Below are 18,857 nucleotides of genomic sequence, written 5' to 3'. Positions count from 1 at the left end.
GACCGGCGGCGAGCCGGTCAGTGTCATGCATTCCGCGATCCCCAGCCCATGCACGGGCCGGGGCATTCGCCGTTTGGCAAACGCCAGCACCTTCTTTATGGACCGAGGCCCATGACGCGGTACGTTTTCATCACCGGCGGCGTGGTCTCCTCCCTCGGCAAGGGACTCGCCTCGGCGGCCCTGGCGGCGGTGCTTCAGGCCCGCGGCTACCGGGTCCGGATGCGCAAGCTCGACCCCTACCTGAACGTCGATCCGGGCACGATGAGCCCGACCCAGCACGGCGAGGTGTTCGTCACCGACGACGGCGCCGAGACCGACCTCGACCTCGGCCATTACGAGCGCTTCACCGGCGTGCCGGCGAGCCGGGCCGACAACATCACCACCGGCCGGATCTACCAGGACATCATCGCCAAGGAGCGGCGCGGCGATTATCTCGGCGCCACGATCCAAGTGATCCCGCACGTCACCAACGCCATCAAGGATTTCGTCCTCGACGGCAACGACAGCTTCGACTTCGTGCTCGTCGAGATCGGCGGCACCGTGGGCGACATCGAGGGGCTGCCGTTCTTCGAGGCGATCCGTCAACTCGGCCAGGAACTGCCCCGCGGCACCTGCTGCTACGTGCACCTGACGCTCCTGCCCTACATCCCGTCCGCGGGCGAGCTGAAGACCAAGCCGACGCAGCATTCCGTGAAGGAGCTGCGTTCCATCGGCATCCAGCCCGACATCCTCCTCTGCCGCTGCGACCGCGACATACCCGTCGACGAGCGCCGCAAGCTGGCGCTGTTCTGCAACGTCCGCGAGACCGCCGTGATCGAGGCGCGCGACGTGGCCTCGATCTACGAGGTGCCGCTCTCCTACCGGACCGCCGGCCTCGACCGGGAGGTGCTCGGCCATTTCGGCCTGGAGCACGGCGAGGAGCCGGATCTCGGCCGCTGGCGGACCATCGCCGAGCGCGTCCGCAATCCGGAGGGCGAGGTCTCCATCGCCATCGTGGGCAAGTACACGGGGCTGAAGGACGCCTACAAGTCGCTGACCGAGGCGCTGACCCACGGGGGCATCAGCCACCGGGTGAAGGTCAACCTCGAGTGGATCGAGGCCGAGGTGTTCGAGCGCGAGGACCCGGCGCCGTTCCTGGAGGGCCTCAACGGCATCCTGGTCCCGGGCGGGTTCGGCCAGCGCGGCGCCGAGGGCAAGATCCGCGCGGCGCGCTACGCCCGCGAGAAGCGGATCCCCTATCTCGGCATCTGCTTCGGCATGCAGATGGCGGTGATCGAGGCGGCCCGGTCGCTCGCCGGGATGCCGAACGCCAATTCGACCGAGTTCGGCGCCACGTCCGAGCCGGTGGTCGGCCTGCTCACCGAGTGGCTGCGCGGCAACGAGCTGGAGCGCCGCGCCGCGGCCGGGGACCTCGGCGGCACGATGCGGCTCGGCGCCTACGAGGCGAAGCTCGATCCCGAATCGAAGATCGCCCAGATCTACGGGTCCGAGCACATCTCGGAGCGTCACCGCCATCGCTACGAGGTCAACATGGCCTATCGCGAACGGCTAGAGTCGAAGGGCCTGCGCTTCTCCGGCGTCTCGCCGGACGGACTGCTGCCCGAGACGGTCGAGCATGTCGGGCATCCGTGGTTCATCGGCGTGCAATTTCACCCGGAGCTGAAGTCGCGCCCCTTCGAGCCGCACCCGCTGTTCAAGGGTTTCGTCGGCGCGGCGATCGAGCAGAGCCGCCTAGTCTGACGGGCATCAGGGCGCGGCGGCGCGCCGCTCCTCGCCCCGCGGCTCCGCACCCTATATGCACCGGGCCGTGACAGAGATCCTCTTCTACCACATGCAGCGGCAGCCCCTGGAGAAGGTGCTGCCGAATCTCGTCGAGCGCTCCCTCGAGCGCGGCTGGCAGGCCGCGATCCAGGCCGCGAGCGAGGAGCGTCTCCAGGCGCTGGACGACCACCTCTGGACCTATTCCGACGAAAGCTTCCTGCCGCACGGCACGGACCGTGAGCCGGATGCGGGGAGCCAGCCCGTGGTGCTGACCCTGCGGGACGTGAACCCGAACGCCGCCTCGATCCGCTTCCTCGTCGAGGGCGCCGACCTGCCGCCGGACGCCGGCGGATACGCGCGGATCTGCATCCTGTTCGACGGCACCGATCAGGACGCTCTCCTGCGCGCCCGCGAGCAGTGGAAGCAGGCCAAGGACGCGGGCCACGCAGTCGCCTACTGGCAGCAGGACGAGTCCGGGCGCTGGAACAAGAAGGCGTGATGGTGACCCCGACGAGATTCGCGCGCGCTGCGCTCGCCCTGTCCCTGACGGTCGCGGCCCCCTTGCCGGTCCGCGCGCAGGACGCGCCGCATGGTCAGGCGGAGGCGCGGCCGGCGCCGCGCGGTCCGGAGGGGCGGCGCCTGCCGCCCGATTCGACCACGAAGCACAGCCTGCCCCTGCCGGACGGCCGGACCCTCGCGGTCACCGCTACCGCCGGCAGCCTGCCCCTCGTCGACGAGGCCGGCAAGCTGCAGGCCGAGATCGCCTACGTGGCCTACACGGTGGCGCCGGAAGCCGGCCGCGAAAGGCCCGTGACCTTCGCGGTCAACGGCGGGCCAGGCGCGGCCTCGGCCTACCTGAACATCGGGGCGATCGGCCCGTGGCGGCTGCCCGTCGGCACGGCCAGCATCAGCCCGTCGCAGCCGGTGGCGCTCACCCCCAACGACGGCACGTGGCTGGGCTTCACCGACCTCGTCTTCATCGATCCGGTCGGGACGGGTTACAGCCGCGCGGCCGACGGCAACGGCAAGGCCTACTGGTCGATCGAGTCCGACGCGTCGACGCTCGCGGCGGTCATCGCACGCTACCTGCGCGTCAACGACCGCATGGCGAGCCCGAAATTCTTCGTCGGCGAGAGCTACGGCGGCTTCCGGGGTCCGCTGATCGCCGAGAAACTGCAGGAGGATGTCGGCGTCGGCCTGTCCGGGCTGGTGCTGCTGTCGCCGGTGCTGGATTTCGGCTGGCTGGAAACGCCCCGCGCCAATCCCTGGGGCTACGTGCTGAAGCTGCCCTCCCTCGCCGCCGGAGCGCTGGAGCGGACCGGCCAAGTGCCGACGCCGGCCCTGCTGGCGGACGCGGAGTCCTACGCGTCGGGCCCCTACTTCGCGGATCTGCTGAAAGGTCCGAGTGACGCACAGGCCGTCGCGCGGATGACCGACAGGGTCGCGCCCCTCGTCGGCCTCGACGCCGCCCTGGTGCGCGCCCAGGCGGCGCGGCTCACGACCCGCAGCGTCCAGCGCGAGGTCGACCGCGCCGACGGGAGGGTGACCAGCGCCTATGATACCGGGATCACCGGCTGGGATCCGAACCCGGATGCCGCGCAGTCGAGCTTCGAGGACCCGCAACTCACGGCGCTCCAGGCTCCGCTGACCAGCGCCATGATCGACCTCTACGCACGCACGCTGAAATGGCCCGTGCCCAACATGCGCTACGAGCTGCTCAACTCAGCCGTGAACCGCGGCTGGAGCTGGGGCTCCGGCCGGCAAGCCCCGGAGGTGCTGTCCAACCTGAAGGGAGCCCTCGCCCTGGACGGTCGGCTGCGGGTCCTCGTGGTGCACGGCTTCACCGACCTCGTGACGCCCTACTACGCCTCGAAGCTTCTGCTGGCGCAGGTCCCCGCCTACGCGGCGGGTCGCCTGAGCCTCGCGGTCTATCCGGGCGGGCACATGTTCTACACCCGCCCCGATTCGCGGGCGGCGTTCAGGACGGATGTCGAGCGTCTCTTCTCCGAGGCCGTGAAGGCGCGCGATGTCGGGTCCTCGGAAGCGCCTTCGCAAGCCCCTTCGCAAGTCCCCTGGCAAGCCCCGGCGGAGCGGCACTAGGCCGGACCCGCCGGGAAGGGCCGTTCCGCGAGCAGGCCGTTCGACGCGCCGCCGCCTCCGCACGACAGCCGAAAGTCTCACCCGACCCGCATCCCGCGCGGCAGGATCGCGGGTCGGGCGGCGCCGCTCGGAGGATGGCGACGAGATTCGGATCCCACAGGCCGCCGATCCGTTGTGCGGGGACGCCGTAGCGTCTACAAAGGGCCCGTGACGGTGCCCCGGCGACGGGGTGAAAAGGGAATGCGGTGAGGGGCGTAAGCCTCAAATCCGCGGCTGCCCCCGCAACTGTGAGCGGCGAGTGCCTGCCAGAGAGCCACCGGAGCGATCCGGGAAGGCGGCCGGCGCGCAGAGCCGCGAGCCAGGAGACCTGCCGTCACGCCAGGATCCCGCAATGCCGCCGGTGGGGCGGCTGGAGAGACACGCTGATGACCACTTCGACCCTCGCCCCCGCCGCACTCGGCACCCGCTCGGCCGAGCGACCTGTCGCCGTGGCACTCGCGGCGTTCCTCGGCCTCGGCCTGCTGTTCATGGCGGGCTTCTCGCCGGCGATCGCGCTCCACAACGCGGCGCACGACTTCCGGCACACCCAGAACTTCCCCTGCCACTGACGCCCTGACACAAGGGATGATCATCCGGCTTCTGTCGGCGGCGCTGGCTGCCGGCTTCATCGCGGCCATCGTCGTGACGGGCCTCGAACTCACGCTGACCTCGCCGCTGATCCTCGCGGCCGAGCGCTACGAGCGGGCGGAGCCCTCGCATCAGGCAGCCAAGACGTTGCCGATCGTGCTGGCTCATTCCGGTCACGATCATTCCGATGCCGATAAGGCCGGGCCGGATCGCGCCGCCCCGGAATGGCAGCCCGGTGCCGGTCTGCCGCGGATGGCGTTCACCGCACTCGCGACCCTGGTCGGAGGGGTCGGCTACGCCCTGTTGCTCGGCGCGGTGATGCTCGCCTGCGGGCGCGAGCCGACGGCGCGGACCTGCCTCGCCTTCGCGATCGCGGGCTTCGCCAGCGTCGCTCTGGCACCGGGTCTCGGCCTGCCGCCGGAACTGCCCGGCAGCGAGGCGGCCCCCCTGGCGGCCCGCCAGGCATGGTGGGTGATGACCGCGGCGGCAACTGGAATGGGCCTCTACCTGATCGCGATCCGCCGCTCGTTCATCGCCATCCTGGGTGGCCTCATCCTGATGATCATCCCCCACATGGTCGGCGCGCCGCAGGCCCCGGCCGGGACCTCCGAGCTTCCTGCGGCTCTCGCCGCGCAGTTCGCGTCGCGATCCCTGGCGATCGGCTTCGTGCTCTGGGTGATGATCGGCCTGGGATTCGGCTGGGCGTGGCACGCTTTGGCGCGCGACTCGGCGCGGGGTGCGGCCCGTGCCTGAGACCGTCCTGTACGTCTGCACGACCTGCCGCCGCGAGGGCGACGACCCGGACGGACCCCGCGCCGGGAGCCGCCTCCTCGATGCGCTGCGGGCCCGGGCCGGCGCTGATCCGCACCTGCGGATCGAGCCCGTGGAGTGTCTGTCGGTCTGCAAGCGCCCCTGCACCGTGGCCGTGGCCTCGGCCGAGCGCTGGACCTACGTGTACGGCGACATGGACCCGGCCCTCTCGGCCGAGACCATCCTGGCCGGGGTAGCCGCCTACGCGACGACCTCGGACGGCATCGTGCCCTGGCGCGACCGGCCGGCCGAGTTCCGCAAGGGCGTGGTCGCCCGCATCCCACCCTTCCCCGAACCTCGCCCGCTTCCGGCCGGCACCCTGGAGGCCGCCGAATGACCATCGTGTCCAAGATCCCCTGCACCATCGTCACGGGCTTCCTGGGGGCCGGCAAGACGACCCTCGTGCGCCACGTCGTCGAGAACGCGAAGGGCCGTCGCCTCGCCATCCTGGTCAACGAGTTCGGCGATGTCGGCTTCGACAAGTCGTTCCTGGCCACCTGCGGCGTCGAGGGCTGCACGGAGGATTCCATCGTCGAGCTGCCGAACGGCTGCATCTGCTGCACGGTGGCGGACGACTTCGTGCCCGCCCTGGAGACGCTGCTCGCCCGCGCCGAGCCGCCGGAGCACATCCTGATCGAGACGTCCGGTCTCGCCCTGCCCAAGCCCCTCGTCCAGGCGTTCCAGTGGCCGGCGATCCGCTCGCGGGTGACCGTGGACGGGGTCGTCGCCGTGGTGGACGGCCCGGCGGTGGCCTCGGGGGCCTTCGCGGAGGATCCGGAGGCCCTGGCCGCCCAGCGAGCGGCCGATCAGTCGGTGGATCACGACAATCCGCTGGAGGAGGTGTTCGAGGACCAGCTCCTCTGCGCCGATCTGGTGGTGCTCAACAAGGCCGACCTGATCGATGCCGCGACCCGCGCCCGGGTCCGAGCCGAGGTGGAGAAGCAGCTGCCGCGCGCCGTGAAGGTGGTGGAGACCGAGAACGGCGTCATCGACCCGCGCGTGCTGCTGGGCCTCGGCGCGGCGGCCGAGGACGATCTCGACGCCCGCCCCTCGCATCACGGCGCGGACGAGGACCACGACCACGACGACTTCGAGACCGTGGCGTTGCCGGTCCGGCCGGCGGTCACCGCCGGCGACCTCGCGGCCCGGGTCGAGAAGGCGGCCGAGACGGACGGCGTGCTGCGCATCAAGGGTTTCGCCGAGGTCGAGGGCAAGGCGATGCGCCTGGTGGTGCAGGGTGTCGGACGCCGGGTCGCCCACCATTTCGACCGGCCCTGGCGGCCGGGCGAGCCCCGCGACGGAACGCTCGTGGTGATCGGCCTGAAGGGCTTCGACCGGGACGCGGTCGCCGCGGCGCTCGCGGGATGACGTCCGGCGCGCGCGCCCGTTCGAACTCACCCTGAGAGGCCGCCGCGATGCATCTCGTGCGCATCGACTCGGTCTCCCTCGACGAGGGCGAGGCCGCCGTGGATCTCGGGCAGGAGCCCGGCGATCTCGTGGTGCTGTCCTTCACCGACAGCGACCTGTCGGGGCTGGCGCAGGCCCATGCGGCCGAACCCGAGCTGCCGAGCCTGCGCCTCGCCAAGATGGCGAAGCTTCGGCATCCGCTCTCGGTCGACCTCTACGTCGAGCGCGTGGTGGCGCGCGCGAAGCTCGTGGTGATCCGCTGCCTCGGCGGTCTGGATTACTGGCGCTACGGGGTCGAGCGCTGCGCCGAGATAGCCCGGAAGGAGGGTGTCGTGCTGGCCGTGCTGCCGGGCGACGACCGGCCCGATCCGCGGCTCGCCACCTTCTCGACCGATCCCGATCTCGCCGAGGACCTCGACCTGTATTTCCGGGCGGGAGGCTTCGATAACATCCGGCGGATGCTGCGGCGTCTGGCCGCCCGGATCGGCTCCGGCCACGCGGTCGAGCCGCCGCGGCCGCTGCCGCGCGGCTTTCCCTGGTGCCCGGGCTGCGGCGTGCTGCCCCTGGATGCGGCGGTCGCGGCCGCGGCATCGGGGGTCCCGCTCGCCGGATCGGCGGCACCGCTGGCCCTGCTGGTGGTCTATCGTTCCGCCGTCCTCGGGGGCGACACGGCGCCCTTCGTGGCCCTCACCGCCGCCCTGCGCGCCCGCGGGATCGGCGTTTTGCCGATGGCTGTGTCGAGCCTGAAGGAGCCGGAAGCCGCCGCCGCGGTGGCCGCGGCCGTGCGGACGCGCGGGCCGGATCTCGTGATCGCCGCCACCGCGTTCTCGGCCCGTGAGGACGGAATCGACTTCGTTCTCGACGGCGCCGACTGCCCGGTTCTCCAGGCCTTCACGGTGGGTGCCGGGCGGGCCGCCTGGGAGGCGTCGGCCCGCGGGCTGGGCGCTGCCGACCTCGCCATGCAGGTGGCGCTGCCCGAGTTCGACGGCCGGCTCTCGGGCTTTCCGATCTCCTTCAAGGAAGAGTCTCCCGACATCGCGGGCTTCGCCGAGCGCCGGGCCGTGCCGTATGCGGCCGGGATCGAGGCCCTGGCGGACCGCGCCGCGGGCTGGCTGCGTCTGGCCGCCCTGCCGCGTGCCGAGCGGCGGGTCGCCATGGTGCTGTCGGATTATCCGGCGCGCGGCGGACGGGCCGGCTTCGCTGTCGGCCTCGATACCCCGGCGAGCGCCCGGTCGATCGCCGCCGATCTCGCCGCGGCGGGCTACGCGGTCGGCGCGCTGCCGGAAGAGACCGCGCTGATGGAGCGGCTGACCGCGGAGCCGGCCCGGTTCGACGTGCCGCTGGAGACCTATGCCGGCTGGCTCGATGGTCTCCCGGGACCGACGCGCGACGCGCTCGTCGAGGCCTGGGGGGAACCGGAGGCCGATGACGCCTGCGTTGGGGGGGCGTTCCGATTCCGCGTGGTGACCGGCGAACGTGCGCCGCCGGCGGGCGATGACGCCCCGCGCGAGAACCTCGCCGTCTTCCTCCAGCCCGACCGCGGGCGCGACGCGGACCGGAAGGCCGGCTACCACGACCCGGAGCGTCTCCCGACCCACGCGTATCTGGCGTTCCATCTCGGGCTGCGGCGGCATTTCGACGTCCTGGTGCAGCTCGGCACCCACGGCACCACCGAGTGGCTCCCCGGCAAGGCGGTGGCGCTGTCCCCCTATTGCCTGCCGGCGCTCTGCGTCGGCGGCCTGCCGGTGGTCTACCCGTTCATCGTCGACGATCCGGGCGAGGCCGCCCCGCTGAAGCGTCGCCTGGGCGGCATCGCGCTGGGCCACCTGACGCCGGAGACGGCCACGCAGGATCTGCCGCCCGAAGCCGCACGCCTGCGCGAGCTCGTAGAGGAGTATTCCGCCGCAAGCGTGCTCGACCCGCGCCGGGCCGACCTCATCGCCCGCGCCATCCTGAAGGAGGCGGGCGCCGCCGGGCTCCTGGACGGCGCGGGCATCGACGCGGCGACGCCGATGGACGAGGCGCTGACCCGGCTCGACGCGCACCTGTGCGATCTCGGGGAGACCATCTTCCGCGACGGGCTGCACGTGTTCGGCCGCGCGCCCGAAGGCGCCTCGGACGCCGTCGCGGCGAGCGCGGCCGGCGAGCGCGCCGGCCTGCGCGCCGCCCTCGATGCCCGCTTCGTCCGGCCGGGACCGGCCGGCTCGCCCTCCCGGGGCCGGGCCGACGTGCTGCCGACCGGACGAAACCTCACGACGCTCGATCCCCGCGCGATCCCGAGCCGCGCCGCCGCGCTCCTGGGCAGCCGGGCGGCCGACGCGGTCGTGACGCGTTACCTTCAGGACGAGGGTGCCTACCCGGCCCGCATCGTCATGGACCTCTGGGCATCCCCCACCCTGCGGACCGGCGGGGAGGACGTGGCGCACGCCCTGGCGCTCATGGGCGTCCGACCGGTCTGGGACCACGCCAGCACCCGCGTGACGGGTTTCGAGATCCTGCCGCTGGCGCTGCTCGACCGGCCCCGCATCGACGTCACGGTGCGGGTCTCCGGCGCGTTCCGCGACACCTTCCCCGACACGCTGGCGCTGATCGACCGGGCCGCCCGGGCGGTGGCCGCGCGCGACGAGGCCGACGACGAGAATCCCCTGGCGGGAGCCCGCCGCCGCGGCGAAGCCACCGCGCGGGTCTACGGCGCGGCGCCGGGTCGGTACGGAGCCGGCACGGCCGCCGCCGCCCTCGACGGAAGCTGGGAGGGCCGCGCCGATCTCGGCCGGGCCTACCTCGCGGCCAGCAACCACGCCTACGGCGATCACGAGGCGCCGGACACCGATTTCGCCGCCCGTGTGGCGGCCGCCGACGCCTACCTGCACGCCTTCGACGTGGCCGAGCGCGACCTGTTCGACGGCGACGCTGCCGTGGATGCGATGGGCGGTTTCGCGGCGGCCGCCGTGCTGGCCGGCGGACGTCCGGCGCTCTACAGCCTCGACGTCTCCGTGCCGGAGCGGCCGAAGGCCCGCACCGCCCGGGAAGACGTCGCCCGGCTGATCGGTGGGCGCCTCGCCGCGCCCCGCTGGATCGCCGCCCAGCTCGATCACGGCTACCGGGGGGCGCAGGAGCTGGCGCAGGGCCTCGACGCCGTCTTCGTGCTCGCCGCCACGAGCGATGCCGTCACGGATGCCGCCTTCGACCGGCTCTACGCGGCCTGGATCGCGGACGCCGACGTGTTCGAGCGCCTCCGCGCCGCCAACCCGGCGGCCACCCGCGCGATCCTGGAGCGGTTCGACGCGGCCCGGGACCGCGGCCTCTGGCACAGCCGCCGCAACGCCCTGCCGGCGGACGCGCTGCTGCCGGAGGCCGCGGAGTGAGCGCCTCCGGCCATCGCCGTGTTCTCCCCGAGGCGCCGGCCCGGAGGGGCTGGTGCCCCGGGCTCGCGCGTCCGATGCCCACCGGCGACGGCCTCCTGGCGCGGGTGCATCCGCCCCTGGGGATCCTCACGCCGCCTCAGGCCCGCGCGGTCGCGGACGGGGCGCGCCGCCACGGGAACGGGCATCTCGACCTCACCGCCCGGGCCAACCTCCAGGTCCGCGGGGTCAGCGAGGCGACCCGCCTGGCCCTGGCGGACCGGCTTCAATCGATCGGCCTCGGGGACGTGCGGGCGGATGGGGGCCCCCAGCGCCTGACGCTGACGAGCCCGCTGGCGGGCATCGATCCCGACGAGACGATCGACGTCCCGGCCCTCGCCCGTGCCGTCGAGGCGATTGGGCCGACGATCCTCGGACTGCCGGCCAAGACGCTGGTCGTGATCGAGGGTCGCGTGGGCGCGGCGATGCCGGAGGCCGATTGCTTCGTGATCGCGCGCGGCCCGGGCGTGGTGGCGGTTGCGATCGGTGCCGCTCCGGGGCTTCGCGAACTCGTGACCTGCGAAGCCGGCGACGCCCCCGGCTTGGTCCGGGCGCTGCTCGATGCCTTCGCGCGGACCGGTCGGCGGCGCATGCGCGACCTGTCGGACACCGACATGTCGGTCATGATCCGAGCTCTCACGGCCGAGGGACCGATCCGCGCGCCGGTCTGTGTGACGGAGGGCGGCCGCGACTTCGTGAGCGGATCGCCGTTCGCCCCCGCACCCGGCCTCCACGCCGGCCTCCGGATCCTCGCCCTCGACGCGCCCTTCGGCCGCTGCACCGCCGATGCCCTCGACCGGATCGCGGATGCCGCGGAGGCGTTCGGAACGGACGCGATCCGCCTGTCGCCGACGCGCGGCTTCGTCCTGACGACCGCGCCCGGCATCCGCGCAGCCGCGGTGGTGGCGGATCTCGCGTCCGACTTCATCGTCGCGTCCGACGATCCCCGCTCCAGCATCGACGCCTGTACGGGCGCGCCCGGCTGCGCCTCCGGATCGACCCCGACCCTCGCGGACGCGGCGCGCCTCGCGGGGGCCTTCAGGCCCCTCGCGATGCCGGACATCTCCGCGCACGTCTCCGGCTGCGCCAAGGGCTGCGCCCGCCCCGGCCCGGCCGACCTGACTCTCGTCGGCCGCGACGGCCGGTACGGCGTCGTGCTCGGCGGAGCGCCGGGCGATGAGCCGGCGATGGATCTCCCTATCGAGGCGGTGCTGGAGCGGTTAGGAAGGGCCAAGACTGTCGGGCTCTCCGCCGCTTTCGCGCCGGATATGGCCCGGACGACGTGCGGGAGGACCAGGAGACCGGCATGAGCGCGAGCCACAACGCCCTGCGCCAGACAGGATCGGAGCCGGCCGCGGCCCACGAGCCCCCGTCCCGCTACGAATATGTCCGCGACGGCGGCGCGATCTACGCGCGCTCCTTCGCGATGATCCGCGCCGAGGCCAACCTCGCCCGGTGGTCCGGCGCGGCCGAGCGCGTCGTGGTGCGCATGATCCACGCCTGCGGCATGACCGACCTCCCGGCCGACGTGGCGATGTCGGCGGATTTCGCCGAGGCCGGCGTCGCGGCGCTCCAGGCCGGCGCGCCGATCCTGTGCGACGTCCGGATGGTGGCCGACGGCGTCACCCGGGCGCGGCTGCCCGCCGACAATCGCGTGATCTGCACCCTCGGCGACCCGCGGGTGCCGGATCTCGCCCAGAGCCTCGGGACGACCCGGTCGGCCGCCGCCATGGAACTCTGGCGCGAATACCTGCCGGGCAGCGTCGTGGCGGTCGGCAACGCGCCGACTGCCCTGTTCCGACTTCTGGAGCTGCTTGACGCGGGGGTGAAACCGCCCGCGGCGGTGATCGGCATCCCGGTCGGTTTCGTCGGCGCCGCGGAATCCAAGGACGCCCTGGCCCGGGACGGTCGGGTGCCCTTCGTGGTGGTCCATGGACGCCGCGGCGGCAGCGCCATGACGGCGGCGGCCGTCAACGCGCTGGCCAGCGAGGTCGAGTGATGGACGGGTTCGAACGGCTGGACGCTCCCGCCGACGAGATCCCCGCCGCGGCCGTGACCGGCACGCTCTACGGGGTCGGGATGGGCCCGGGCGATCCGGAACTGCTGACCGTCAAGGCGCAACGGATCCTCACGCGGGCGCCGGTGCTGGTGCATTTCTGCAAGCGCGGCCGGCGCGGCAACGCCCGCACCATCGCGGACGCGATCCTGCGCGATCCTGCCCGGGAGATGCCCCTCGCCTATCCGTACACGACCGAGATCCACCCGGAGCATCCCGATTACGTCGCCGCGCTCGCCGGGTTCTACGACGACGCGGCCGGGCAGCTCGCCGACCACCTCGGCGCGGGACGCGACGTGGCGATCCTGTCCGAGGGCGACCCCTTCTTCTACGGCTCGTTCATGCACCTGTGGCGGCGCCTCAAGGACCGATTCCCCGTCGAGGTGGTGCCCGGCGTGACCGGGATGTCGGGATGCTGGACCCGGGCCGGAACCCCGATCACCTGGGGGGACGACATCCTCACCGTCTTGCCCGCGACCCTGCCGCTCGCCGCGCTCACGGAGCGCCTCGGCGCCACGGACGCGGCCGTGGTCATGAAGCTCGGACGTCACCTGCCGAAGGTGCGCGCGGCCCTGGCGGCGGCGGGAGTCCTCGAGCGGGCGATCTATGTCGAGCGCGGCACCATGTCGGGCGAGCGCGTCGTCATGCTGTCCGACAAGCCGGACGACGAGGCGCCCTATTTCTCCATGGTGCTCCTGCCCGGCGAGGGCAGGCGACCGTGAGCGGAAGCCTCACCGTCGTCGGCCTCGGTCCGGGCGATGCGGCCCTGCTGACCGATTCCGCACGCCGGGCCCTCGATGCCGCCGAGGATATCGTCGGCTACTTCCCCTACGTCGCCTGCGTGCCCGAGCGCCCGGGGCTGACCCGCCATGCCAGCGACAACCGGGTGGAGGTCGACCGCGCCCGCCACGCCCTGCAGCTGGCCGCTTCCGGGCGCCGGGTCGCCGTGGTCTCCGGCGGCGATCCCGGCGTCTTCGCCATGGCGGCGGCGGTGTTCGAGGCCGTGGAGCACGGCGAGCCGGGCTGGCGCGACCTCGCCATCGTGGTGGAGCCCGGAATCACCGCGATGCTGGCGGCCGCGGCGCGGCTCGGTGCGCCGCTCGGCGGCGATTTTTGCGCCCTGTCCCTCTCGGACAACCTCAAGCCGTGGCCGGTTGTGACCGCCCGGCTCGAGGCCGTGCTGCGGGCCGATCTGGTGGTCGCGCTCTACAACCCGATCTCCTCCGCCCGGCCCTGGCAGCTCGGCGCCGCGTTGGACATCGCCGCCGGGATCCGCGCGCCGGAAACGCCGGTGATGTTCGCCCGCGCGATCAGCCGGCCGGACGAGGCGATCCGCGTCGCGAGCCTCGCGCAGGCGCGCGACGTGCCGGCCGACATGGCCACGATGGTGATCCTGGGTGCCTCGACCACGCGGCTGATCCCGCGGGACGGCCGGCCGCCCTTCGTCTACACCGCGCGCAAGGTCGAGGGGGCCGCGTGATCGCCCGCATCGAGCCAGCGGAGCGCGGCGGCGGCGTCCGGGACGCTCGGGACGTCGAGTTTCGGCGGCCGCCGCACCATGATGACGGGAATGCCGAGGGCACGCGCCGCCGCGATCTTTCCGTAGGTCGCGCCGCCGCCGGAATTCTTGCTCACCAGAACGTCGATGCCGGCCTCCCGCATCAGCGCAGCCTCGGCCGCGGCGTCGAAGGGCCCCCGTGCCTCGATGGTGGTGAGATGAGGCACGCGCAACACCGCGCGAATCGGCTCGACCGTGCGCGCCAGATAGGCGTGCTGGGGTGCATCCGAGAAGGCCGCGGCCTCCTGGCGACCGATCGTCAGGAACACCCGTCGCGCGCGCTGTCCCAGGGCAACGACAGCGTCCCCCATGGTGTCGACCTCGGTCCAGAGATCGCCGGGTACGGGGCTCCAGGCCGGGCGCCGGATCGCCAGGAGCGGCACGCCCGCCCGCGCCGAGGCGCGCGCGGCGTTCCCCGAGATCGTGGCGGCGAAGGGATGGGTCGCGTCGACCAGGCCGGTGATTCCCTCGGCGTTCAGATAGAGCGCCAGACCCTCGGCGCCGCCGAACCCGCCGACCCGCGTCGGCACCGGCTCGACCTTCGGCGCGGCGGTTCGTCCGGCCAGGGACAACACCACGGACAGGTCGGCTCGGCCGGCCAGGGCCCGCGCCAGGGCGCTCGCCTCACCGGTTCCACCCAGGATCAGGATCCGCTCGGCACGTCGCGTCATGGGCGCCTTGTCCATGAGCGCTGAGCCCCTGTCGAGCACCGTCTGGCTGTCGATCGTCGGCATCGGTGAGGACGGTCGCGACGGGTTGAGCCCCGCCGCTGCAGGCGCCCTCGACGCCGCCCGTGTGGTCTATGGCGGCCGCCGCCACCTCGCCCTGGCCGGGCCCCTCGCCGCGGAGACGCGGGCCTGGCCGAGCCCGATCCACGAGGCCTACCCGGGGATCCTCGCGCGACGGGGCGAGCCGACCTGCATCCTGGCGACCGGCGATCCGTTCCACTACGGCATCGGTGCCGAGATCGCCCGCCTGGTTTCACCGGCCGAGATTCGCGCCTTCCCGCTTCCCTCGGCGTTCAGCCTCGCCTGCGCGCGCCTCGGCTGGCCGCTGGCCGAGTGCGGTCTCGTCACCCTCCACGGCCGGGCACTGAGCCGGATCGTCCCGCATCTCCAACCGGGCGCGCGGCTCCTCGTCCTGTCCTGGGACGGCGCGACACCGGCCGCTCTGGCGGCGCTGCTCCGGGGGCGCGGCTTCGGCGCCTCGACCCTCACGGTGCTGGAGGCGATGGACGGCCCCCGCGAGCGCGTCCGCGCGGCGGGCGCGGAGGGGTTCGACCTCGGCGCGATCGATCCGCTCAACACGGTTGCGATCGCCGTCTCGGGCGACGGACCGGCACTGCCCCTCGCGCCGGGCCTCGACGATGCCCTGTTCGAGAATGATGGGCAGCTCACCAAGGCCGAGATCCGCGCCCTGACCCTCGCGGCCCTGCGCCCGCATCCGGGCCTTCACCTGTGGGACATCGGCGCCGGCGCCGGATCGATCGGCATCGAGTGGATGCTGCGCCACCCGAGCCTGCGCGCCACCGCGATCGAGGCACGGCCCGACCGGGCCGAGCGCATCGGACGCAACGCCGGAACGCTGGGCGTGCCCGACCTGACCGTCGTGGTCGGTGCGGCGCCCGGAGCCCTCGTCGGCCTGCCGGCACCCGATGCGGTCTTCATCGGCGGCGGTGTCTCGGCGCCCGGATTGCTCTCTGCGGCCGTGACGGCGCTTCGGCCCGGCGGGCGCTGCGTCGCGAACGCGGTGACCCTGGAGGGCGAGGCCGCCCTGCTGGCGGCGTTCCAGGAGCGGGGCGGCAGCCTGCGGCGCTTCGCGGTCGACCGGGCGAGCCAGGTCGGCGCCCTGCACGGCTGGCGGCCGGCCATGCCGGTGACGCAGTGGGCCTGGACCAAGCCATGACCGGCGCCCTGATCGCCGGAATCGGCTTCCGGCGCGAGACGGGCGCCGACGAGATCGCGGCGCTCATCCTCCGGGCCCTGGGCCTCCTCGGGGCCGATTGTGAGGACCTGATCGCCGTCGCGACGGCGGCCGACCGGGCCGGCGGACCCGCGATCCGCGAGGCAGCGGGGCGGTTCGGCCTGTGTCCCTCCCCCGTGGCCGCAGCGGAGCTGGCGGCACGCGACGGTGACGTGGTCACCCGTTCCCGGCGGATCGAGCGCCTGCGCGGCGTGGGGTCCCTGGCCGAGGCGGCGGCGCTGGCCGTCGGCGGGCCGGAGAGCCGCCTCGCCCTCCCGCGGATCGCGAGCGGCGGCGCCACCTGCGCCCTGGCCGTCCGCCAGACACCGATGACAGAGCCATGACCGTCCACTTCATCGGCGCCGGTCCCGGCGCGGCAGACCTCATCACGGTGCGCGGCCGCGACCGCATCGCCGCCTGCCCGGTCTGCCTCTACGCCGGCTCCCTGGTGGCGCCCGAGATCCTCGGCTGGTGCCCGCCCGGTGCCCGGATCGTCGATACGGCTCCCCTCGACCTCGACGCCATCATGACGGAGATCGCGGCGGCCCATGCGGACGGGCAGGACGTGGCGCGGCTCCATTCCGGGGATCTGTCGATCTGGAGCGCGCTGGCCGAGCAGATGCGCCGGCTCGACGCCCTCGGCATCCCCTACACGGTGACACCGGGCGTCCCGGCCTTCGCGGCGGCCGCCGCCCTGCTGCGGCGCGAGCTGACCGTGCCGGGCGTGGCGCAATCCGTGGTCCTGACGCGCACCTCCGGCCGCGCCAGCGCCATGCCGGAGCGCGAGACCCTGGCGGCCTTCGCGGCGACCGGGGCGACCCTGGCGATCCATCTCTCGATCCACGTGGTCGAGGCCGTCGCGGCCACCCTGATCCCGTTCTACGGGTCGTCCTGCCCGGCGGCGGCGGTGTTCCGCGCCTCATGGCCGGACGAGCGGGTGCTCACGGGCGACCTCGCCGCGCTGCCTGGGCTGGTCGCGGAGGCGGGACTGGAGCGCACCGCGCTGATCCTCGTCGGACCGGCACTGGCCGCGGAGACGTTCCGCGAGAGCGCGCTCTATGCCGCCGATTACGACCGGCGCTATCGGCCGGGCGGCGCCGTCGGGGGCGCCGCGTGAGCGCGCCCGGGCTCCTGATCGCGGCTCCCCGGTCGAGTTCCGGCAAGACGACGGTGTCGCTCGCCCTGATGCGCGCCCTGGCCCGCCGGGGTCTGCGGGTGCGCGGTGCCAAGTGCGGGCCGGACTACATCGATCCGGCATTCCACCACGCGGCGACTGGCCGGCCGAGCTTCAACCTCGACAGCTTCGCCATGCCGGCGGCGCTCCTCGACGCCGTGGCCGGCGCGACGGCGGCGGACGCCGACATCGTCGTCGCCGAGGGCTCGATGGGCCTGTTCGACGGCGTGCGGGCGGCCGAAAACCGAACTGGCGCCAACGCCGACATCGCGGCCCGCTACGGATGGCCGGTGGTGCTGGTCGTCGACGTCTCGGGTGCCGCGCAGTCGGCCGCGGCGGTCGCTCTGGGCTGCAAGCTCTACGACCCGCGCGTGACGATCGCGGGGGTGATCCTCAACAAGGTGGCCAGCGCGCGCCATCGCCGCCTCGTGGAAGCCGGCATGGCGCGCGCTGGCCTGCTGGTCCTCGGCGCGCTGATGCGCGACGCGCAGCTCGTCCTGCCGGAGCGCCACCTCGGCCTCGTCCAGGCCGGGGAGACCGCCGATCTGGCGGCGCGCCTCGATCGCCTCGCCGATCTCGCCGAGATGGGCATCGACCTCGACGCCGTGGTCGCCTGCGCTGGCGGCGCCGCGCCGCGTACGCCGGGTTCGCTGTCGCTTCCGCCGGGGCAGCGCATCGCGGTCGCCCGCGATGCGGCGTTCAGCTTCCTCTATCCGCACCAGGAGGCCGGGTGGCGCATCGCGGGGGCCGAGCTGATCCCGTTCTCACCCCTGGCGGACGAACCGCCGCCGGAGGGATGCGACGTCTGCTGGTTGCCGGGCGGGTACCCCGAACTGCACGCCGGCCGGCTCGCGGGCGCGTCGCAATTCCTGGCGGGACTGCGCGAATTTGCGCGCACCCGTCCGGTTCACGGGGAGTGCGGCGGCTACATGGTGCTCGGGCAGACCCTGGAGGATGCCAACGGGACCACGCACGCCATGGCGGGTCTGCTCCCGGTGGAGACGTCGTATCACCGCCGGAAGCTCCATCTCGGCTACCGCGTGGCGCGCCTGTGCGAGGCCGGGCTCCTCGGCGGGCGCGAGGCCCGCTTGATCGGTCACGAGTTCCACTACGCGAGCGAACTGTCGCCGCCGCCATCCGCCGAAATCGCCCTGGCCCGCGTCGCGGATTCGGAAGGCATCGACCTCGGCTTCGCCGGTCACCGGGTCGGTGCGGTCACCGGAAGCTTCTTCCACCTGATCGCCGCGGATACGACACCCTGACGGGAGAACGAGTTCCAGGGAGAAGAGAGGCCCCGCAAGCCGTGCTCGACCGGTCCAGATGAGGCCGTTCGTCCTCAGACACACGCGCGGCGGTTTCGCCCCTGGCTGAGCGGGGGTGATCGTTCGACGAAGCAGAACTTGGCGCGAACGAACGTCAGGCTGGATCCGCAGGCGCGACGCCGCGAATCTGCGCGAGGCGGGCCGCGCTGCGCACCAGCGCCAGCACGTCGCGCCGCATCTGCTCGTCCTCGATCTGCGCGTAGGCGCGCAGCAATTCGATGGCGCCATGGGCGCTCAGGAAGCCGAAGACGTCTTCCTGAGTCTTCTCGCGCGCCTCGCCCTCCTCGAAGAAGGCCGAGACCGGGACCTCGAGCAGACGGGCGATCTCGCGCAGCCGACCGGCGCCGACGCGGTTCTGGCCCTTCTCGTATTTCTGTACCTGCTGGAAGGTCACGCCGACGGCATTGCCCAGCGCGGTCTGGCTCATGCCCCGTGCCTTCCGCAAGGCGGTGATGCGGATGCCGACCAGACGATCCACGTCGGTGGTCTGCTTCGGCATAGGCTGCGCGGCCGAATCCTTCTCGGCGGGGTGGACTGCGTCCTGCTGCGAACGCGGAGTCTTCGCCTCGCCGTCGCGCTGCTTCACCGTCCGCCCTCACGTCCTATGTCGTCAAAGTGTATCGCACGGCTCAAGATCAGGCAGCCCTTAATCTGACCACCTCAAGCCGCCCGTTAGTAG

Annotated in this window: 18 protein-coding genes and 1 riboswitch; of the genes, 16 read left to right on the top strand and 2 right to left on the bottom strand. The window is 73.0% G+C overall.

Annotated elements, in window-relative coordinates; translation table 11 throughout:
- The first annotated feature begins 111 nt into the window (after nt 1-111).
- From pyrG to cobJ, 12 genes are all read left to right on the top strand, one after another.
- Nucleotides 112-1,740 (top strand): CTP synthase, encoded by a 1,629-nt coding sequence (pyrG, locus tag MFF58_RS03090; RefSeq protein ID WP_238285220.1) that lies wholly within the window; start codon nt 112-114, stop codon nt 1,738-1,740.
- Nucleotides 1,741-1,807: 67 nt separating this feature from the next.
- Entirely contained in the window at nt 1,808-2,260 is a 453-nt protein-coding gene (locus MFF58_RS03085; RefSeq protein ID WP_238285219.1) for a DNA polymerase III subunit chi, read from the top strand.
- Entirely contained in the window at nt 2,260-3,861 is a 1,602-nt protein-coding gene (locus MFF58_RS03080; protein WP_238285218.1) for a S10 family peptidase, read from the top strand. Before MFF58_RS03085 ends, MFF58_RS03080 begins: the two co-directional genes overlap by 1 nt.
- Before the next feature lie 194 nt (nt 3,862-4,055).
- A riboswitch (cobalamin riboswitch) is annotated at nt 4,056-4,250 on the top strand.
- Between the two features lie 36 nt (nt 4,251-4,286).
- A complete protein-coding gene (locus MFF58_RS03075; protein WP_238285217.1) occupies nt 4,287-4,469 on the top strand; it encodes a CbtB domain-containing protein in 183 nt (60 codons plus the stop codon).
- A 16-nt stretch (nt 4,470-4,485) separates the two neighbouring features.
- On the top strand, nt 4,486-5,241 hold the full coding sequence (locus tag MFF58_RS03070; RefSeq protein ID WP_238285216.1) for a CbtA family protein: 756 nt from the start codon (nt 4,486-4,488) through the stop codon (nt 5,239-5,241).
- Entirely contained in the window at nt 5,234-5,635 is a 402-nt protein-coding gene (locus tag MFF58_RS03065; protein WP_238285215.1) for a DUF1636 family protein, read from the top strand. Before MFF58_RS03070 ends, MFF58_RS03065 begins: the two co-directional genes overlap by 8 nt.
- Entirely contained in the window at nt 5,632-6,666 is a 1,035-nt protein-coding gene (gene cobW, locus MFF58_RS03060; protein WP_238285213.1) for a cobalamin biosynthesis protein CobW, read from the top strand. Before MFF58_RS03065 ends, cobW begins: the two co-directional genes overlap by 4 nt.
- A gap of 47 nt (nt 6,667-6,713) precedes the next feature.
- A complete protein-coding gene (gene cobN / locus MFF58_RS03055; RefSeq protein ID WP_238285212.1) occupies nt 6,714-10,070 on the top strand; it encodes a cobaltochelatase subunit CobN in 3,357 nt (1,118 codons plus the stop codon).
- Nucleotides 10,067-11,416 carry a precorrin-3B synthase gene (cobG, locus tag MFF58_RS03050; RefSeq protein WP_283206422.1) on the top strand — a complete coding sequence of 450 codons (1,350 nt, stop codon included), beginning with the start codon at nt 10,067-10,069 and terminating at the stop codon, nt 11,414-11,416. The genes cobN and cobG overlap by 4 nt, the downstream gene beginning before the upstream one ends.
- Nucleotides 11,413-12,105: a precorrin-8X methylmutase gene (locus tag MFF58_RS03045; protein ID WP_279602857.1), complete on the top strand. Its 693-nt coding sequence runs from the start codon at nt 11,413-11,415 to the stop codon at nt 12,103-12,105. The genes cobG and MFF58_RS03045 overlap by 4 nt, the downstream gene beginning before the upstream one ends.
- A complete protein-coding gene (locus MFF58_RS03040) occupies nt 12,105-12,884 on the top strand; it encodes a precorrin-2 C(20)-methyltransferase (RefSeq protein ID WP_238285210.1) in 780 nt (259 codons plus the stop codon). Before MFF58_RS03045 ends, MFF58_RS03040 begins: the two co-directional genes overlap by 1 nt.
- The gene (gene cobJ / locus MFF58_RS03035) at nt 12,881-13,642 is read left to right on the top strand and encodes a precorrin-3B C(17)-methyltransferase (RefSeq protein WP_238285209.1); all 762 of its coding nucleotides are present in this window, start codon (nt 12,881-12,883) and stop codon (nt 13,640-13,642) included. Before MFF58_RS03040 ends, cobJ begins: the two co-directional genes overlap by 4 nt.
- On the opposite strand, the gene MFF58_RS03030 is transcribed toward cobJ, so the two are convergent.
- The gene (locus MFF58_RS03030; RefSeq protein WP_238285208.1) at nt 13,609-14,391 is read right to left on the bottom strand and encodes a cobalt-precorrin-6A reductase; all 783 of its coding nucleotides are present in this window, start codon (nt 14,389-14,391) and stop codon (nt 13,609-13,611) included. The genes cobJ and MFF58_RS03030 overlap by 34 nt on opposite strands.
- A 13-nt stretch (nt 14,392-14,404) precedes the next feature.
- On the opposite strand from MFF58_RS03030, the gene cbiE reads away from it, so the two are divergent.
- The 4 genes from cbiE to MFF58_RS03010 are packed head-to-tail and all read left to right on the top strand — an operon-like array spanning nt 14,405 to nt 18,118.
- Entirely contained in the window at nt 14,405-15,625 is a 1,221-nt protein-coding gene (gene cbiE / locus MFF58_RS03025) for a precorrin-6y C5,15-methyltransferase (decarboxylating) subunit CbiE (RefSeq protein WP_238285207.1), read from the top strand.
- Entirely contained in the window at nt 15,622-16,026 is a 405-nt protein-coding gene (locus MFF58_RS03020) for a cobalamin biosynthesis protein (protein WP_238285206.1), read from the top strand. The genes cbiE and MFF58_RS03020 overlap by 4 nt, the downstream gene beginning before the upstream one ends.
- Complete coding sequence (gene cobM, locus MFF58_RS03015; protein ID WP_238285205.1) at nt 16,023-16,799, top strand: precorrin-4 C(11)-methyltransferase; 777 nt, start codon at nt 16,023-16,025, stop codon at nt 16,797-16,799. Before MFF58_RS03020 ends, cobM begins: the two co-directional genes overlap by 4 nt.
- Entirely contained in the window at nt 16,796-18,118 is a 1,323-nt protein-coding gene (locus tag MFF58_RS03010) for a cobyrinic acid a,c-diamide synthase CobB (protein ID WP_238285204.1), read from the top strand. Before cobM ends, MFF58_RS03010 begins: the two co-directional genes overlap by 4 nt.
- A 154-nt stretch (nt 18,119-18,272) precedes the next feature.
- Here the strand turns inward: MFF58_RS03010 and MFF58_RS03005 are convergent, their stop codons facing one another.
- The gene (locus tag MFF58_RS03005) at nt 18,273-18,677 is read right to left on the bottom strand and encodes a helix-turn-helix domain-containing protein (RefSeq protein WP_238285332.1); all 405 of its coding nucleotides are present in this window, start codon (nt 18,675-18,677) and stop codon (nt 18,273-18,275) included.
- Between the last annotated feature and the right edge of the window lie 180 nt (nt 18,678-18,857).

It is taken from the genome of Methylobacterium longum (assembly GCF_022179385.1).
Taxonomy (GTDB): domain Bacteria; phylum Pseudomonadota; class Alphaproteobacteria; order Rhizobiales; family Beijerinckiaceae; genus Methylobacterium; species Methylobacterium longum.
Note: the sequence above shows the minus strand (reverse complement) of the source record. Positions and strands in the feature narration are given on the sequence as shown.

Bases quoted from the DNA above. Each gene is read 5' to 3' on its own strand.
- pyrG (WP_238285220.1), top strand. From the start codon at position 112: ATGACGCGGTACGTTTTCATCACCGGCGGCGTGGTCTCCTCCCTCGGC.
- MFF58_RS03080 (WP_238285218.1), top strand. From the start codon at position 2,260: ATGGTGACCCCGACGAGATTCGCGCGCGCTGCGCTCGCCCTGTCCCTG.
- MFF58_RS03075 (WP_238285217.1), top strand. From the start codon at position 4,287: ATGACCACTTCGACCCTCGCCCCCGCCGCACTCGGCACCCGCTCGGCC.
- MFF58_RS03070 (WP_238285216.1), top strand. From the start codon at position 4,486: ATGATCATCCGGCTTCTGTCGGCGGCGCTGGCTGCCGGCTTCATCGCG.
- cobW (WP_238285213.1), top strand. From the start codon at position 5,632: ATGACCATCGTGTCCAAGATCCCCTGCACCATCGTCACGGGCTTCCTG.
- cobN (WP_238285212.1), top strand. From the start codon at position 6,714: ATGCATCTCGTGCGCATCGACTCGGTCTCCCTCGACGAGGGCGAGGCC.
- MFF58_RS03045 (WP_279602857.1), top strand. From the start codon at position 11,413: ATGAGCGCGAGCCACAACGCCCTGCGCCAGACAGGATCGGAGCCGGCC.
- MFF58_RS03040 (WP_238285210.1), top strand. From the start codon at position 12,105: ATGGACGGGTTCGAACGGCTGGACGCTCCCGCCGACGAGATCCCCGCC.
- MFF58_RS03030 (WP_238285208.1), bottom strand. From the start codon at position 14,391: ATGACGCGACGTGCCGAGCGGATCCTGATCCTGGGTGGAACCGGTGAG.
- cbiE (WP_238285207.1), top strand. From the start codon at position 14,405: ATGAGCGCTGAGCCCCTGTCGAGCACCGTCTGGCTGTCGATCGTCGGC.
- MFF58_RS03020 (WP_238285206.1), top strand. From the start codon at position 15,622: ATGACCGGCGCCCTGATCGCCGGAATCGGCTTCCGGCGCGAGACGGGC.
- cobM (WP_238285205.1), top strand. From the start codon at position 16,023: ATGACCGTCCACTTCATCGGCGCCGGTCCCGGCGCGGCAGACCTCATC.
- MFF58_RS03005 (WP_238285332.1), bottom strand. From the start codon at position 18,677: ATGCCGAAGCAGACCACCGACGTGGATCGTCTGGTCGGCATCCGCATC.